Origin of the sequence: Methylobacterium sp. WCS2018Hpa-22, assembly GCF_031843785.1 — a bacterium.
Taxonomy (GTDB): Bacteria; Pseudomonadota; Alphaproteobacteria; order Rhizobiales; family Beijerinckiaceae; genus Methylobacterium.
This window is the reverse complement of the sequence record NZ_JAVTJA010000006.1, coordinates 113043-129965: the sequence shown is the minus strand read 5'-3', so window position 1 is coordinate 129965 and position 16923 is coordinate 113043. Positions and strand designations below refer to the sequence as shown.

Here is a 16923-nt window from a genome sequence, read left to right as displayed (position 1 = left end):
GTGTTCCGTCCGTGACCGGAGAGCGCTTGAGCGCCCGGTCATCAAGATGCCTGTCCCTGCTGACGCTTCGCGCGCGGGGACGATGAAAGCCATTCCCCATGAACCGTCAGTCCTTCCGGAGCGAGTGGGCTCCCGACGTCACGCGTGAAATCCTGGCCGGCACGGTGGTCGCCCTGGCGCTGATCCCGGAGGCCATCGCCTTCTCGATCATCGCGGGCGTCGACCCGAAAGTCGGGCTCTACGCTTCGTTCTGTATCGCCGTCATTTCCGCTTTCGCCGGTGGCCGTCCTGCCATGATTTCGGCTGCCACCGGCGCCATGTCCCTCGTCATGGTCACGCTCGTGAAGGAGCATGGACTCGGCTACCTGTTCGCGGCCACCATTCTCACCGGGTTGCTCCAGATCGTCGCCAGTGCCGTGCGCCTCGGCAACCTCATGCGCTTCGTCTCGCGCTCGGTGGTCACAGGCTTCGTCAACGCCCTGGCGATCCTCATCTTCCTCGCGCAGATGCCGGAGTTGATCGGCCGCGGGCCGGTCGTCTACGCCATAACCGCCATCGGCCTCGCGATGATCTACGGCCTCCCCTACCTGACGAAGGCCGTCCCCTCACCGTTGATCACGATCCTCGCTCTCACCGGAATCTCGGTCTGGTTCGGGTTCGACATCAGGACCGTGGGCGACATGGGTGCCCTGCCGAGCGAATTACCGGTCTTCGCCCTCCCCCAGGTGCCGTTCACTCTGGAGACACTGCAGATCATTCTGCCCTACGCCCTCACCCTGGCGATGGTCGGCCTGCTCGAGAGCATGATGACGGCGGCCATCCTCGATGAGATGACCGACACGACCTCCAACAAGAACCGCGAGTGCGCCGGCCAGGGCCTCGCCAACGTCACCTCCGGTCTCTTCGGCGGCATGGCCGGCTGCGCCATGATCGGGCAATCGGTCATCAACGTCTCGTCCGGCGGGCGGGGCCGTCTCTCGACGCTGTGGGCGGGCGCGTTCCTGCTGTTCCTCATCGTGGTTCTCGGCCCCTATGTGGCGCAAATCCCGATGGCGGCCCTCGTCGCGGTAATGATCATGGTCTCGATCAACACCTTCCAGTGGAACTCCGTGCGGACGCTGCTGACCCACCCGAAGAGTTCGAGCGCGGTGATGCTCGGAACGGTGGCCGTCGTCGTGACGACGCATGACCTCGCCAAGGGTGTGCTGTTCGGGGTCGTTCTCTCGGGGTTGTTCTTCGCCCACAAGGTGACGCGGTTCTTCGGTATGTCGTCGGTACGCGACGAGGCCAGCCGCATCCGTACCTACCGGGTGACGGGCCAGATCTTCTTCGCCACGGCGGAGGCGTTCCATTCAGCCTTCGATTTCCGCGAGGACGACCTGACCGGGGTGGTGATCGATCTCTCCGCCTCGCATTTCTGGGACATCACCAGCATCAGTGCCCTCGACAGGGTGGTGCTGAAATTCCGGCACCACGGCATACCCGTCGAGATCGTCGGAATGAACACGGCGACGACCACCCTCGTCGACCGGGTCGGCACTCATCAGAAGCCTGGGGCGGCCCTCGCGGGGCCGGGTCACTGAGCGACGGGAAGAGTGGGATCGAGCGGGAGACTTGCCAAGCGCCCGAGCCCGTCGCTACAGCCGCGCGACGCATCACCCCTTGCCCGCGAGTGCTCCCATGACCGCCTACAAGCTCCTCCTCCTCCCCGGTGACGGCATCGGCCCGGAGGTGATGGCCCAGGTGAAGACCGTGATCGGTGCACTCGCCGAGACCGGTCTCGCCACGTTCGAGACCGAGACCGACCTCGTCGGCGGCTCGTCCATCGACGCTCACGGCGTGCCCCTCACCGACGAGGCCCTCGCGCGGGCGGACGCGGCGGATGCGATCCTGCTCGGCGCGGTGGGCGGCCCAAAATGGTCCGGCGTCGCCTATGACATCCGCCCCGAGGCGGGGCTCTTGCGTCTGCGCAAGGATCTCGGCCTGTTCGCGAATCTGCGGCCGGCGATCTGCTACCCGGCGCTGGCGGATGCGTCCGCGCTGAAGCGCGAGCTCGTCGAGGGTCTCGACATCATGATCGTGCGCGAACTCACCGGCGGCGTCTATTTCGGTGAGCCGAAGGAAATCACCACCCTCCCCGACGGCACCAAGCGCGCCGTGGATACCCAGGTCTACACCACGGGCGAGATCGAGCGGATCGCCCATGTGGCCTTCGATCTGGCGCGCAAGCGCTCGGGCCGCGTGGCCTCGGCCGAGAAGCACAACGTGATGAAATCCGGCGTCCTGTGGAAGGAGGTCGTCACCAAGGTCCATTCCGAGCATTATAGCGATGTCGAGTTGGAGCATGTGCTCGCCGACAATTGCGCCATGCAGCTGGTGCGCCGCCCGAAGCAGTTCGACGTCCTCGTGACCGACAACCTCTTCGGCGACGTGCTCTCGGATGTAGCGGCGATGCTCACCGGCTCCCTCGGCATGCTGCCCTCTGCTTCGCTCGGAGCAGTGGATTCGAAGGGAAGCCGCAAGGCATTGTACGAGCCGGTCCATGGCTCGGCGCCCGATATCGCGGGCCAGGATCTCGCCAACCCCATCGCCATGATCGGCTCGCTCGCCATGGCGTTGCGCTACTCGTTCGGCCTCGGCGAGGCGGCGGACCTACTCGACGGCGCCATCACCGATGCACTCGCGGCGGGTGCCCGCACGAAGGATATCGCTGGAGAGGGCGTGACGCCGCTGGGGACCGCCGGAATGGGCGAGGCCGTCGTGGCGGCTCTCAAGTCGCGGGTGCGCTGAAGCGAGAACCGCGGTCTCGTCCGGACATGAAAAAGGCGCCGACCCAACCGGGTCGGCGCCTTTTTCCGTCCATCGTCCGACGACTGCCCTTAGTAGGGGTTGCCGTTGCGAGAGACGTAGGAGGTGGGGTCGATCGCATCGACACCGGAGAAGTCGATGTTGTGGATCGCGCTGGAACGGGCGCCCACGAACGGGCCGTTGGTGATCGGATCGGGCAAGATCGCACCGCCAAAGCGATCGTTGCGGCCGTAGGGCGGCGAATTCAGGTAGCTGGCCGTGATGAAGTGCGGGTTGGTCGCCGGGTTGCTGATCGAACCGTTATTCGCCTCGACGACGTTGCCGGCATCGAGCCAGCTGCGCGGACGGATGCGGATCGGCAGCGGCTGGCTAACGCGGATACCGGGGGCGTAACGACCCTGCGCCTCGACAGCGGTGTTCGCGCCGACAGCGGTGAGGGTGAGTGCGCCCATCAGGGCAATCGTGGCAGTGCGCATGACGGACCTTCGTTGAACCTGTGTGAGATTAGGCCCGATTTCCTTAAGAAACTCGGCCATTCATGGTGAGTAGACGTGCCAGCGGCGCTGTTGTTCCCGGCCTAAGGCCGCGCTTGGTCGCTTCGCCGCAGTTTCGCCTCATTATGTCGGATGCGGCGTTTCGAGATCGATCCGGTTTCTCCGGTGGCCTCTCGGTTGGGGACGGCCGCGACACGCGGCGCGCAGCCCTCCACCCGCCGTTCCTCGAACACGCGATACGCCGCTTCGAGGCCTGCGGAAGCTTGGCCATTCAGAACGATCTTGTCCAGGGCGCAGACGATGGCCCGCGGCTCCGGTGGCTGGCTCAACGGAGCGCAGAGCCAGCCATCGATGCGCGGGGTCAGTGGAATCAGCCCGCTCTGCCCCGCATTGGAAAAACCGGTACAGATCCGCGTCACCGGACCGCTCAACGTGGCTTCCAAGGTCTCGAGCGGACCGAACTTGGTGGCGATCAACCCTCGTTCGCCGGATCGTACGACGGCGAGTCCCTGCCCGTCCGCGGCACGTCGGGCGATGGTGACGAACAGGCTCACGGGAGGTGTGGAGCCCTCTGTGACAGTGAGGCTGAGATAGGGTGCATCCGCCGCGTCGAATTTACCCTGTGAAAGACGGTCCTCCCGCTGGCCCGTGGCAGGGTTGATCCGTGCCGGCTCGATCTTCGCCTGATCGAGGGCGTCAGGATCGTCGAGCCGATAACGCGGGGCCGTTTCGCCAATGGGCAGAGCCTGGCGAACATTCACGGCGGCGGTGGGGACGAACGGCTGGGCATTCGTGTCGGTCGAGACAATCGCCCCCGACTTCATCTCTTCGTGTTTCGGCTCACCACCGACGAACTGCCCGGCTGCGCCGACACAAGCGAGCGCCGCGACGCAAGGCACGGCAAGCCGCAACGATGAGCGAGCCTTGCGCTTGGGGAGCCGATGGTTGGTTTCGTCCTGTACGGCGATGCGATGCATGAAACCCTGAAACCGGTGACTCTTCTGGAGGCTTTCGCCGCGTGCGAGCGACCATGCTCTCGAGGCTCCGTAGGCCGGGTTTCATACCGGGTGACCGGACGAGGGTTTTCGATTTTGCGGTGAATCAATCGTTGCCCGGTACACCTTGCGTCTATCGGCAGGTCCTGTTTGTGCCGCGACGAAAGTCTCGCGTGCAGCGCAACTCTTGACAGTCGCGGAGACGAGGCGTCTTGCTCCGCCGCTTGAAGTCAAAGTGGTCCTATCGAAGGGTCGAACGGGACGGGGCGTGCCGGCAAGTCCGCGGGACGACGCGTTTTCGCAGTCGGCCGGTTAATCAGGTCGTGACCGGGAAACCCTGCGGATTCTCATGGGACCGGTACACGGAGACTTGCCAACGACCCTGCCGGCGGTGCCGAGGCGATGAGCCCGGCCCTGGCGGGGAACCAGGGCATCACGAAGCGGAGTTGGAGAGATGGGTTACAAGGTCGCCGTCGTCGGTGCCACGGGCAATGTTGGCCGTGAGATGCTCGACATCCTGTCGGAGCGGGCGTTCCCCGCCGATGAGGTCGTGGCTATCGCCTCGCGCCGCAGCGCCGGGCAGGAAGTCTCTTTCGGTGACAAGATCCTGAAGGTGAAGGCGCTCGACACCTACGATTTCTCCGACACCGATATTTGCCTGATGTCCGCTGGCGGCGAGACGTCGAAGGAATGGTCGCCGCGCATCGGCCAGACCGGCTGCGTCGTCATCGATAATTCGTCGGCCTTTCGCTACCATCCCGACGTGCCGCTGATCGTTCCGGAAGTGAATCCGGAAGCCATCACCGGCTTCTCGAAGATGAACATCATCGCCAACCCGAACTGCTCCACGGCGCAGCTCGTCGTCGCCTTGAAGCCCCTGCACGACGTAGCCAAGATCACCCGCGTGGTGGTGGCGACCTATCAGTCGGTCTCCGGCGCCGGCAAGGAAGCCATGGACGAGCTGTTCCAACAGACCCGTTCGGTCTTCACCGCTGGCCAGATGACCATGGAGAAGTTCCCAAAGCGCATCGCCTTCAACGTCATCCCGCAAATCGACGTGTTCCTCGACGACGGATCCACCAAGGAAGAGTGGAAGATGGTCGCCGAGACCAAGAAGATGCTCGATCCCAAGATCAAGCTGACGGCGACCTGCGTGCGCGTGCCGGTGTTCATCGGCCATGCCGAGGCGGTGAACGTCGAATTCGAGCATCCGATCTCGCCCGAGGAGGCGACTGCCCTCCTGCGTTCGGCACCGGGCATCCTGGTCGTCGATAAGCGTGAGCCCGGCGGCTACATGACCCCGCACGAGGCGGCCGGCGAGGACGCGACCTATGTCTCGCGCATCCGCGCGGATTCGACGGTCGATAACGGCCTCTCGTTCTGGTGCGTCGCCGATAACCTGCGCAAGGGCGCGGCCCTGAACACGGTGCAGATCGCCGAGATGCTGATCAACCGGAAGCTGCTGAAGGAGCGGGCGGCGGCCTGATCACTCCACTTCCAGTCCTCGGGCCGAAACCCATCGACCGGCCATTGTCATTGACGCCGTCCCGTTCACGGGGCGGCGTTTTTTTATGGCCAATCCCCCTAACGAAGCAGGAGGAGATGCATTTCAATTGAAAATGTTCCTATTTTAGGATAGCCAGGATTAGAACAGAACACGAACATTGGTGATCGCGATGTGGGGCACTTCCAAACGCGGGCATGAAGCCGAAACCCTCCGTCGCCAACTCGCCATACTGGCGACGGAGACAAAACTGATCCGACTCCAACAGAGCCTGGACCGGAAGTACGATCAAGCCCAGCCCCGCGCGCCCGCCGGCCAAAGCGATGGTGGGCGGTGGGTCTCCGACGGAGGCGTCGGAGGCAGTCGCCTGACCGATCGTCCATCAACCGGTCAGACACTCCGATCCTCCATCGATAACGGAAGCACGTCAGGCAGGTCCACGCGAGAGGAAACCGTCACCAATAACGGGGCTCGGATTCTATCGCTGCGTATTCGCTCGGGACGCGGAGAGTGGGACGACCAGCACGCCGTCGTCACACCGGATGGCGAAAGCAGGATTTTCGAGAATTCGGGCGACGTTCAGACCATCCGCGACGGGGCATCGGGAGAGGTTCTCTCGCGTGGCGCGTTCGCGTTATCCGAATCGCAATCCCAGCCCACAATACAACAGGTCTTTCTGCCGGCTTTCGTCGTCGCTCCGGCCGTCAAGGTCACTCTTGAAGCGGCGGCGCTTCTCTTCACCTATCTGGAAGCTCGGAGGCCGGGATTCGGCAAGGCACCGGGCAGAACGGCACTGCGCTACGACTTCGACCCAGATCCGGAGAAAAAACTTCCCCTCATTTGGGTTGGTCCGGTCGATCAGACGACACTCGACCAAGCTTGTCCACGCAACGCCTAAGTGCAAGCCGTAACGGACGAGGCGACGAAACGGCTGACAGCCTTGAATCCCCTTCTGACGAGACAGCAACTCGGCACCATGATCCATGTCGATATCGCACACACATTCATTGCAAGGGCTTATCCCGATGTGCGCGTCGAATTTTCGATAAGCAGTACCGGCGATGAAGCAGATTATGGAGAAAAGGGTTCAGCACGCCTCGATCTTTTCGAACTCTCACCAAATCAAACAGTCTGCGTCTATGATTATAAAACTGGATCGGCGGGGCTAAGCTCAAAAAGAGCGTTGTTTCTAGCCAGATACGCCAAGAAATTTTGGCCGCAATCAAATGGTATAATTATCATTCAAGTGAGGCCGATAAAATGACGACCATTAAACAAATTAAAGGCCTTGCCAATAATTTGCTCGACAAAAATATTGATCTTGCCGCTGCTGGTAGAAACTCCTTCTGGCTTCTCCCCATCGAATCTATAGGACGATTGATCCACCTCGATCGGACGAGCAATCCGGCCTATTGCGTTGCAAGCTGGTACCTCGTCGAGTTCTTCATGCCCGGAGTTCGTTCATCGTCCTCACTCGGGCGATGCAGCGAAAGGATTGCCCGTTCTGAAGGCTTCGAGGGTGGCCAGGGCTGGTTCTGGTCCGACCCGACGATCTACGACGATTTCCTCACCCGCGTCGAAGCGGATGCCCTGGCGATCCTTCGCCCCCTGGACACGACGCGAAAGTGTCTCGACTTCGCCCGCACCCGTCCCGCCACGGTCGGACGTCTCGGTCTGGACTGGCATCTCGTCGCCTGCATTGCGCTCGGCGAACTCGATGAGGCTCGGACGATCTGGTCCAAGATAGGTAAGCATTACCGCAACGGGGCCGTGATGGAGGATGCGCACTGGCAGTTGATCAACGACCGGACCTGCCTCATCGGCGAGCCGCTCATGGCCGACGATCGGGACGCTCTCGCCACCCTGTTGCATCGCTGGGAAGCCGAGACCATCGTCGGAAGTCCCCTCGAACCATTTTGGAGACCGAGCCTGTTTCCCCTGGAGGAGGATGCATCGGCCGCCCCGTAAGTGGGCGAGAAGACTAGGGCGACAGGCAAGCCGGCATTAGACCGATGCCTCCAACGTCGCCACATCCCCACCACTGATCGCCGGCAGGCACCGGGTGATCCGCTCGGCATCCCAGTCCCACCACGCCACGGCCTGGAGCCGCGCGGCGATATCGGGCGGTACGCGCATCCGCACGAGCGTGGCCGGGTTGCCGGCGACGATGGCGTAGGGAGGTACGTCGCGGGTGACCACGGATTTGGCGGCGACCACGGCTCCGTCGCCGATGCGGATTCCCGGTAGGATCGTGCTGTCGTAACCGAGCCAGACATCGTTGCCGATCACCGTGTCGCCCCGGTTGGGAAAGGCCATCTCTTCGGGGAAGCGTCCGGCCCAGGCGCTGCCGAAGATAACGAACGGGTAGGTGGAGGGCGCGTCGAGGCGGTGGTTGCCCCCGTTCATGAGGAAGCGCGTGCCCGCCGCAAACGCGCAGAAGCGACCGATTCGCAAGCGGTCGCCCAGGAAGGCGAAGTGGTAAAGGATGTTGTCGAGGAAGGCCTCCGGGCCGGCAGGGTCGTCGTAATAGGTGTAGGCGCCGACCTCGACATTCGGCGGCAGTTCAAGATTGCGAATGAAGGTGATGCGGCTGTGTCCCGGGACGGGGTGGAGGCAGTCTGGATCGGGTCCGAATGACGAATCGGCAGTCATAGTCGGAGCTTCCTGAAAAGGGTTTGGGGAAGAAGCGGGAGGGGCGCGCTCTACCGAGGAACGCCACGTGAAATAGCTTGAAACGAGGCGACGATCGGATTAGCTATAGAGCATCAGTTCTGGTTGCAGTCTTGAGGCTGCGGTTCGGGAGTGGGCCCCACCGGGTCCGCTCTTTTTTATTGCCGCAATGCCTCTCGCACCGGATCGCTTCACGCAAGGCCGGACATACAGCGCAGCATGGCGGACACTTCCGAAAAACGTCTGATCACTGAGACCGGCGTCGCCGCACGGGTCGTGCAGGTCATCGAGGCATCGATCGAGGGCCTCGGCTATCGCGTGGTCCGGGTGCGGGTGTCGAGCGCCAATGGCTGCACCGTGCAGATCATGGCCGAGCGGCCCGACGGCACCATGACGGTGGACGATTGCGAGACCGTGAGCCGGGCGATCTCTCCCCTCCTCGATCTCGATGACCCGGTGGGCAAGGCCTATTATCTGGAGATCTCCTCCCCCGGCATCGACCGGCCGCTGGTACGGGCCGTCGATTTCGAGCGTTGGGCCGGCTACGAAGCCAAGATCGAGCTGGCGATACCCCTCGACGGCCGGAAGCGGTTTCGCGGGATCATCCGAGCCCCCAACCCGGATGGCCTCACGGTGCCGATCGATCTGCCCGACGTGAAGGAGGGCCTGCCGAGCCGCATCGACCTTCCCCTCCGCGATCTCGGCGACGCCTACCTCGTCCTCACCGACGATCTCGTGCGTGAATCGCTCCGACGTGGCGGCGGGCCGCCGCCGATGCTGGACGATGAGGACGAAGACGAGAGCGAGGAGGGTGACGAGGCTGAAGTCGCGCCTCCCGTCCCTCTCAAGAAAAAGGTCGAGCGGCCGCTGAAGCCCAAGGCGTCGGCCAAGCCCAAGCCGGAAAAGATCGAGACCGAGGCAAGTCGGGCCAACAAGGCCAAGCCAGTCCGCACCAAGGCGGTACGGGTCAAGGACGACGGCAAGCTTCATTAGAGCATTCGTTCGGAACTCCGGCGGGCGCCCAATGGTGCGCTGAGGGTTCCGAGAAGAACATACGACGAAAAGAAGGACGAAATCCGATGGCTGTCGTCAGCGCCAACAGACTCGAACTCCTGCAGATTGCCGAAGCGGTCGCCCGCGAGAAGGTGATCGACCGCTCCATCGTCATCGACGCCATGGAGGAGGCCATCGCCAAGGCCGCTCGCTCCCGTTACGGCGCGGAGACGGATGTCCATGCAGAGATCGACCCCAAGACCGGCGCGCTCCGCCTGTCCCGCCATCTCGTGGTGGTGGACGAGGTCGAGAACGACGCCCGCGAGGTCACACTGGATCAGGCTCGGCGCTACAATCCGGGCGCGCTCGTGGGGGACGTGATCTCCGACACGCTGCCGCCCTTCGATTTCGGCCGCGTCGCCGCTCAATCAGCCAAGCAGGTCATCGTTCAGAAGGTGCGTGACGCCGAGCGCGACCGTCAGTTCGACGAGTACAAGGACCGCATCGGCGAGATCGTCAACGGCCTGGTCAAGCGGGTCGAGTACGGCAACGTCATCGTCGATCTGGGACGCGGCGAGGGCATCGTGCGCCGTGACGAGATGATCCCGCGCGAGACCTTCCGCCCCGGCGACCGTATCCGCTCCTACCTGTTCGACGTGCGCCGCGAAGTGCGTGGACCGCAGATCTTTCTGTCGCGCTCCCACCCGCAATTCATGGCCAAGCTGTTCGGCCAGGAAGTGCCCGAAATCTATGACGGCATCGTCGAAGTGAAGGCGGTCGCCCGCGATCCGGGCTCGCGCGCCAAGATCGCCGTCATCTCGCGGGACGGCTCCATCGACCCCGTCGGTGCCTGTGTCGGCATGCGCGGCTCCCGCGTCCAGGCGGTTGTGGGCGAATTGCAGGGCGAGAAGGTCGACATCATCCCGTGGTCGGAAGACCAGGCGACCTTCATCGTCAATGCGCTCCAGCCCGCTGAAGTGGTCAAGGTGGTCCTCGACGAGGAGGCCGACCGCATCGAGGTGGTGGTGCCCGACGACCAGCTCTCGCTGGCGATCGGCCGTCGCGGCCAGAATGTGCGCCTCGCCTCACAGCTCACCGGGTGGGACATCGACATCCTCACCGAGGCCGAGGAATCCGAGCGGCGCCAGAAGGAATTCGCCGAGCGCACTGCTGTCTTCATGGCGGCCCTCGACGTCGACGAGACGGTAGGTCAGCTCCTCGCGGCGGAGGGTTTCCGGAACGTCGAGGAAATCGCCTATGTCGAGCCGGGCGAGCTCGCCAACATTCAGGGCCTCGACGAGGAAAGCGGCACGGAGATCCAGGCTCGCGCCCAGGATCACCTCGCCCGCGTCGAATCCGAATTCGATGCCAAGCGCCAGGAACTCGGCGTCGCTGACGACTTACGCGAGATCGATGGCGTGACCACGCCCATGCTCGTGGCCTTCGGCGAGAACGACGTGAAGTCGATAGAGGATCTCGCCGGCTGCGCCACGGATGACCTTGTCGGCTACACCGAAGGTCGCGGCCCCGAGGCCACCAAACATGCGGGCTATCTCGACGGGTTCGAAATCTCCCGTGCCGAGGCTGAGGCCATGATCATGGCGGCTCGCGTCAAGGCTGGTTGGATCGAAGCACCCGTTGAGGCTGACGAGGGCGAACAGACCGACGGGGAACCCGAGGCAGTCTGATCCCAGGCGACTTCACCGCCTTCTCCCTCAACGATCGTCGGAGACGAAATCGAGGGAGAAGGTGACGACAACGTCCAAGCGCAGAACGACCGGGTCAATGCTCGGGCCTCGAATCGCTACCCTGCCATAACGTGACTTGGCAGGTCCGGCACGGCCGAACAGCCCAAGACGTAGAAGGGTCCAACTGCCATATGACGGGCGAATACGCAGATGCAGCGCAAGATGCCGCTGAGCCGGAGCCGAGCACTTTGCTCGATTCCGGCTTCGGGCGCGGTCGGCGCAATGCAATGCGCACATGCCTTGTCACCCGAATGTCGCAGAATCCGGAAGGCATGATCCGCTTCGTTCTGTCTCCCGACGGGGAAGTGGTGACGGATCTGAAGGCGAAACTGCCAGGACGCGGCGCATGGCTCACTGCCAGTCGCGTCACGGTCGAGGCCGCGCTGAAGAAGCGGCTGTTCCAACGCGCCTTCAAGACCAAGGATGCGGCCGCACCGGCGGACCTCGGTGACAGGATCGCAGCGATCCTGCGGGAAGACCTGCGCCAATCCCTGTCGCTCGCCAACAAGGCAGGCTGCCTGGTCGCCGGTTTCGCCAAGGTCGAGTCCGCCATTGCGGACAAGGCCGGTGTCGCAGCGGTGATTCAAGCCTCCGACGGTAGCGCGGACGGTAGAAGGAAGATCGCCGCGGCATTGCACCGGAGGCATGGCGATGCCATATCCCGTGTCCCGGTCATCGATGATTTGTCCAATGCAGAATTGGACATGGCCTTGGGTCGGGATCATGTGATACATGCGGCGCTTGTCGCAGGAGTCGGGAGCACCGGCTGCCTTGCGCGTTGGCGTCGGCTACGCTCTTTCGAGGGCAGGCCTACGACAGCCGAGGAGGCCGGTTACGCCCGAGCAGGGCAAACCGCTTCGACTCTGCAGGACGACGACGAGACGGATTTACCCGGCGCACAGCAGTTTGCCGGTTCACGGGACGATGGAAACCCTCAGGGTTTGGACTGAATGAGCGATACGAATAATCCGGGCGACAAGACGCAGGCACGACCCCCCTCGAAGCCGCTGTCCTTGAAGCGCCCGATCGAGCAGGGAACGGTGCGTCAGAGCTTCTCCCATGGCCGCTCCAAGCAGGTCGTGGTCGAGACTGTGAAGCGCCGTGTCATCGGGGCGGCACCGGCCGCTCCTGTTCGCGAAACGCAACCGGTCGCTCCGGCGTCCCGTGTGGCGCCGCCCGCTCCCGCGGTCCCGCGTCCCGCCCAGCGGGCGGCGTCCGGCGTCGTGCTTCGGACATTGAGCGAGCAGGAGCGCGATGCACGCGCCGCTGCCCTCGCCGATGCCCAGCGACGTGAGCAGGAAGCCCGCCGCAAGGTCGAGGAAGAGGCTGCAGCGCAGCGTGCTCGCGAGGCTGAGGAAGCCCGCCAGCGCGAGGCCGAGGAGCGTCGCCGCCAGGAAGAGGAGCGTCAGCGCGCCGAGGAGCAGGCTCGCCTGCGTGCCGAGGAAGAGGCTGCTCGCGAGGCGGCTCGCGCTGCCGAAGCCGCAGCCAAGGAAGCCGCCGCGGCGGCTCCTGCCGCAGCTGCTCCGTCTGCGCCCGCACGGCCGGTTTCCAAGACCGTGCCGATGGCTCCTGTCTCGGCTCCGATCTCGTCGGCTCCGAAGCCCGCTCCGGCAGCACCCGCTCCCGCACCGCAGGCTGCGGCGCCCGCGCGTCCGGCAGCTCCCGCTGCCCGTCCCCCTCTGACGGCTCGCCCGACGCCTGCAGAGCCGCGCAAGACCATCACGGCCGACGTGCGCAAGCCGCGCGATTTGAACTTCATGGCCCGCCCGGCTCCCGCACCCGAGCCTGAGGCGGCTCCCACCGCTGCCACGGCCGCACGTCCGGCCGGTGCGACGCCTGCCGCCCGCGCGCCGGGTCGGCCTCAGGCTGCCGAGGAGGAGAGCGAGCAGAAGCGCGTCATCCGCCGCCCTGGCATGCCGCTTAAGATCATCACGCCGCCCAAGACACCCAAGCAGCCGGGCGGCGACCGTAATCGTGGGCGCCTGACCATCGCCACCGCCACGTCGGGCGAGGACGAGCGTACACGCTCCGTTGCTTCGTTCCGTCGCCGCCAGCAGCGCATGAGCGGCAACCGGCAGGTGGAGCAGAAAGAGAAGCTCTCCCGCGAGGTGACGATCCCCGAGACGATCACCATCCAGGAACTCGCCAACCGCATGTCGGAGCGGGCAGTGGACGTGATTCGCCTGCTCATGAAGCAGGGTGAGATCCACAAGATCACCGACGTGATCGATTCGGATTCTGCCCAGCTCATCGCCGAGGAACTCGGCCACACCGTACGCCGCGTCGCCGAGTCCGATGTCGAAGAGGGCTTGTTCAACGACGAGCCGGATCTCGAAGAGGATCTCGATCCGCGTCCGCCCGTCGTGACCATCATGGGCCATGTCGATCACGGCAAGACCTCGCTGCTCGACGCCATCCGCAAGACGGCCGTCGTCTCCGGCGAAGCCGGTGGCATCACGCAGCATATCGGCGCGTATCAGGTCGCATCGCCATCCGGTGACATGGTCACCTTCATCGACACCCCCGGCCACGCGGCGTTCACCTCCATGCGCGCCCGTGGCGCCAAGGTGACAGATATCGTCGTGCTCGTGGTGGCGGCCGATGACGGTGTCATGCCCCAGACGGTGGAGGCGATCAGCCACGCGAAGGCGGCCGGCGTGCCGCTCATCGTGGCGATCAACAAGATCGACAAGCCCGATGCGAACCCGCAGCGGGTGCGTACCGAGCTTCTGCAGCATGACATCCAGGTCGAGTCCATGGGCGGCGAGACCCTGGAATTCGAAGTCTCCGCCAAGACCGGCGACGGTCTGCCGGATCTCCTCGAAGGTCTGCAGCTGCAGGCCGAAATCTTGAACCTGCGTGCCAACGAGGCACGCGACGGCGAGGGTACGGTCATCGAGGCCAAGCTCGATCGCGGTCGCGGTCCCGTTGCCACGGTGCTCGTGCAGCGCGGCACCCTCTTCACCGGCGACATCGTCGTTGCTGGTGCCGAGTGGGGGCGTGTCCGCGCCCTCATCGACGACAAGGGCGAGAGCATCCCTTATGCCGGCCCGTCGGTGCCGGTGGAGGTACTCGGCTTCAACGGAACTCCGGATGCGGGCGACCGCGTGGCGGTGGTACCGAACGAAGCCCGTGCCCGCGAAGTCACCGAGTATCGCGCCCGTCAGAAGCGTGAGCGGATTGCCGCACGAACCGGCGGTGCGAACCGCTCGCTCGTGGACATGATGCGCGACCTGAAGGAAGGCCTCGGCCGCAAGGAACTGGCTCTCGTCATCAAGGGCGACGTGCAGGGTTCGGTGGAAGCCATCATCGGCGCGTTGGAGAAACTCGGCAACGACGAGGTGTCAGCGCGCATTCTGCTCGCGGGCGTCGGCGGCATCACCGAGTCGGACGTGACCTTGGCGGAGGCTTCGAAGGCCGTCGTCATCGGCTTCAACGTGCGTGCCCATAAGGAAGCGCGCGAGTCGGCCGAGAACAAGGGCGTCGAGATCCGCTACTACAACATCATCTACGACCTCGTGGATGACATCAAAGCGACCCTCTCGGGCATGCTGCCGCCGACCCTGCGCGAAGAGCGCCTCGGTGAGGCGCAGATCCTGCAGATCTTCGACGTGTCGAAGGTCGGTAAGATTGCCGGTTGTCGCGTCACCGACGGTGTCGTGCAGCGTGGCGCCCATGTCCGCCTGATCCGCGACAGCGTCGTGATCCACGAGGGCAAGCTGTCTCAGCTGAAGCGCCTCAAGGACGACGCGAAGGAAGTCGGTTCAGGTTACGAGTGCGGTATGTCCTTCGAGAACTTCCAGGACATGCGTGCGGGTGACACGATCGAGTGCTACCGGGTCGAGGAGATCCGCCGCACGCTCTAAAAGCGACGCGGCTTGACGAACCCGGCGGCTGCAGCGCGCGCTGCAGCCGCCGTTTTGTTTTGCAGACGGCCGGTACGTCTGAGCGCCCCCGCAAAACGGGGCGCCCAGTCCAGGCGATCCCGGATCCGAGACCCAAGCGACAATGGCTCAGAAACCCAATCCTAGTGGTCCTTCGCAGCGCCAGCAGCGCGTGGCCGAACTTATCCGCCACGCCATCGCAGAAGTGCTGCAGCGCGGCGACATCCAGGATCCTGTCCTGGGCTCGCATGTCATCACCGTGCCGGAAGTGCGTATGTCGCCCGATCTCAAGATCGCCACGGCCTACATCATGCCGCTCGGCGGCCTCGACGAGAAACCGGTCATCGCGGCTCTTGAACGCAACAAGAAAGCACTGCGTCAGGAAGTTGCCCGCCGGGTGAATTTGAAATTTGCGCCCGATCTACGCTTCCTGCGAGACGAGACCTTCGACGAAGCGGATCGGATCGACGCCCTTCTCAGGTCCGAGAAGGTGCGGCGCGATCTCGAATCGCAGCCGCGCGATGCGGACGAGCCGGACGCAGGCGCGTAGGTTCGACCATCTCGACGAGGTTCATTGGACCCGGAGAGCGGACGCCTCGCGTTACACCCCATCAGGAACTGACCCTGGCGTGGATTAGGATTTCGTGGCTGCCAAAGCTGCCGCTTCCATCTCGCCGCCGACGAGGACATCATGATCAACGATCCGACGATCGAGAATCCCGACGTCGCCACTCCCTCGCCCCACCGTTCCGGTGAGGAAAGACCCTCACAGGGTCGCCGCCAGCAGCGCGGCCAAGCCTCCGACAGGCCCAAGCGTCGCGATGTGAACGGTTGGGTCATCCTGGACAAAGGCGTCGGAATGACCTCGACCCATGCGGTCGCGGTGGTGAAGCGTGCCTTCAATGCGAAGAAGGCGGGCCATGCCGGCACGCTCGATCCATTGGCCTCCGGCATCCTGCCTATCGCCCTCGGCGAGGCGACTAAGACCGTTCCCTTCGTCATGGATGGCCGCAAGGCCTACATCTTCACCGTGACCTGGGGCATCGAGACGGATACCGACGATGCGGAAGGCCGTCCGGTTGCGACGAGCGACACACGGCCTGACCGCGCGCTCGTAGAGGCCGCGCTGCCCGCCTTCGTCGGAGCCATCGAGCAGGTGCCACCGCGCTACTCGGCGATCAAGATCGCCGGTGAACGTGCCTACGATCTCGCTCGCGACGGCGAAGTGGTGGAGCTCGTGGCGCGTCCGGTCCAGATCGACCATCTCTCCGTGGTGGAACATACGCCCGATCGCACGATCATCGCGGCAGAGTGCGGCAAGGGCACCTATGTGCGCGCCATCGCCCGCGATCTCGGCCGGGTGCTCGGCTGCTACGGGCATGTCTCCGCCTTGCGCCGCACGCGCGTCGGGCCCTTCGCGGAGGCTGAGGCCTGCCTCGTCGCCACCCTCGAAGAGGGTGGACCGGATGGAAACGCCGCACATCTCCGTCCGGTGGAGACTGCACTCGATGCGGTCGTTTCGGTGGCCGTCTCACGGGACATGGCGTTACGGCTCATGCGGGGCCAACCCGTCCTGCTGCGGGGACAAGATGCCCCCACGGAAGGCAAGGCCTTTGCGACCTGCGGCGGCATCCTCGTGGCCGTAGGCGATGTCGAGCGCGGTGAACTCGTCCCGCACCGCGTTTTCCATCTTGGTGGTACCGCGCGTCAGTCGTGAAATAGGCAGAAGCACTGCTACTGATAGTAGCATCTTATCGAGTGCCGATTGTATCGACAGGCTCAAGTTCTTCGGTTTAACTTACGAGTTGTTGACGCTCACATCTTCTT

Annotated in this window: 15 protein-coding genes; 12 read left to right on the top strand and 3 right to left on the bottom strand. The window is 64.1% G+C overall.

The annotated features are described in order from the left end of the window. The first annotated feature begins 98 nt into the window (after positions 1 to 98). Together RQI43_RS09990 and leuB are read left to right on the top strand one after the other, a co-directional pair. Positions 99 to 1583: a SulP family inorganic anion transporter gene (locus RQI43_RS09990; RefSeq protein WP_311275057.1), complete on the top strand. Its 1485-nt coding sequence runs from the start codon at positions 99 to 101 to the stop codon at positions 1581 to 1583. 97 nt (positions 1584 to 1680) lie between these two features. Continuing rightward, positions 1681 to 2790 (top strand): 3-isopropylmalate dehydrogenase, encoded by a 1110-nt coding sequence (gene leuB / locus RQI43_RS09985; RefSeq protein WP_311275056.1) that lies wholly within the window; start codon positions 1681 to 1683, stop codon positions 2788 to 2790. A gap of 89 nt (positions 2791 to 2879) precedes the next feature. Here leuB and RQI43_RS09980 read toward each other — a convergent pair whose 3' ends face one another. Further along, positions 2880 to 3284 (bottom strand): hypothetical protein, encoded by a 405-nt coding sequence (locus RQI43_RS09980; protein WP_207411581.1) that lies wholly within the window; start codon positions 3282 to 3284, stop codon positions 2880 to 2882. 101 nt (positions 3285 to 3385) lie between these two features. After that, on the bottom strand, positions 3386 to 4279 hold the full coding sequence (locus RQI43_RS09975; protein ID WP_311275055.1) for a hypothetical protein: 894 nt from the start codon (positions 4277 to 4279) through the stop codon (positions 3386 to 3388). Positions 4280 to 4751: 472 nt separating this feature from the next. Here RQI43_RS09975 and RQI43_RS09970 point away from each other — a divergent pair, with 472 nt between their 5' ends. From RQI43_RS09970 to RQI43_RS09955, 4 genes are all read left to right on the top strand, one after another. After that, complete coding sequence (locus RQI43_RS09970; protein ID WP_018044930.1) at positions 4752 to 5783, top strand: aspartate-semialdehyde dehydrogenase; 1032 nt, start codon at positions 4752 to 4754, stop codon at positions 5781 to 5783. A 178-nt stretch (positions 5784 to 5961) separates the two neighbouring features. Then, positions 5962 to 6699 (top strand): hypothetical protein, encoded by a 738-nt coding sequence (locus tag RQI43_RS09965; RefSeq protein ID WP_311275054.1) that lies wholly within the window; start codon positions 5962 to 5964, stop codon positions 6697 to 6699. Positions 6700 to 6741: 42 nt separating this feature from the next. After that, positions 6742 to 7065 carry a hypothetical protein gene (locus tag RQI43_RS09960; RefSeq protein ID WP_311275053.1) on the top strand — a complete coding sequence of 108 codons (324 nt, stop codon included), beginning with the start codon at positions 6742 to 6744 and terminating at the stop codon, positions 7063 to 7065. Continuing rightward, the gene (locus RQI43_RS09955) at positions 7014 to 7769 is read left to right on the top strand and encodes a hypothetical protein (RefSeq protein ID WP_311275052.1); all 756 of its coding nucleotides are present in this window, start codon (positions 7014 to 7016) and stop codon (positions 7767 to 7769) included. The genes RQI43_RS09960 and RQI43_RS09955 overlap by 52 nt, the downstream gene beginning before the upstream one ends. A gap of 36 nt (positions 7770 to 7805) precedes the next feature. On the opposite strand, the gene RQI43_RS09950 is transcribed toward RQI43_RS09955, so the two are convergent. Continuing rightward, positions 7806 to 8453, bottom strand: a complete 648-nt coding sequence (locus RQI43_RS09950) for a CatB-related O-acetyltransferase (RefSeq protein WP_311275051.1) — start codon at positions 8451 to 8453, stop codon at positions 7806 to 7808. 237 nt (positions 8454 to 8690) lie between these two features. Here RQI43_RS09950 and rimP point away from each other — a divergent pair, with 237 nt between their 5' ends. The 6 genes from rimP to truB all read left to right on the top strand — a co-directional run bounded on the left by rimP (position 8691) and on the right by truB (position 16813). Continuing rightward, complete coding sequence (rimP, locus tag RQI43_RS09945) at positions 8691 to 9464, top strand: ribosome maturation factor RimP (protein ID WP_311275050.1); 774 nt, start codon at positions 8691 to 8693, stop codon at positions 9462 to 9464. Positions 9465 to 9550: 86 nt separating this feature from the next. Next, positions 9551 to 11152, top strand: a complete 1602-nt coding sequence (nusA, locus tag RQI43_RS09940; RefSeq protein ID WP_056431281.1) for a transcription termination factor NusA — start codon at positions 9551 to 9553, stop codon at positions 11150 to 11152. Between the two features lie 191 nt (positions 11153 to 11343). Further along, positions 11344 to 12162 (top strand): RNA-binding protein, encoded by an 819-nt coding sequence (locus tag RQI43_RS09935; protein WP_056431284.1) that lies wholly within the window; start codon positions 11344 to 11346, stop codon positions 12160 to 12162. Beyond that, a complete protein-coding gene (gene infB / locus RQI43_RS09930) occupies positions 12163 to 15078 on the top strand; it encodes a translation initiation factor IF-2 (RefSeq protein WP_207411573.1) in 2916 nt (971 codons plus the stop codon). A gap of 142 nt (positions 15079 to 15220) precedes the next feature. Next, positions 15221 to 15646 carry a 30S ribosome-binding factor RbfA gene (gene rbfA, locus RQI43_RS09925; RefSeq protein WP_056431290.1) on the top strand — a complete coding sequence of 142 codons (426 nt, stop codon included), beginning with the start codon at positions 15221 to 15223 and terminating at the stop codon, positions 15644 to 15646. A gap of 141 nt (positions 15647 to 15787) precedes the next feature. Further along, a complete protein-coding gene (truB, locus tag RQI43_RS09920; protein WP_311275049.1) occupies positions 15788 to 16813 on the top strand; it encodes a tRNA pseudouridine(55) synthase TruB in 1026 nt (341 codons plus the stop codon). Positions 16814 to 16923 lie beyond the last annotated feature (110 nt).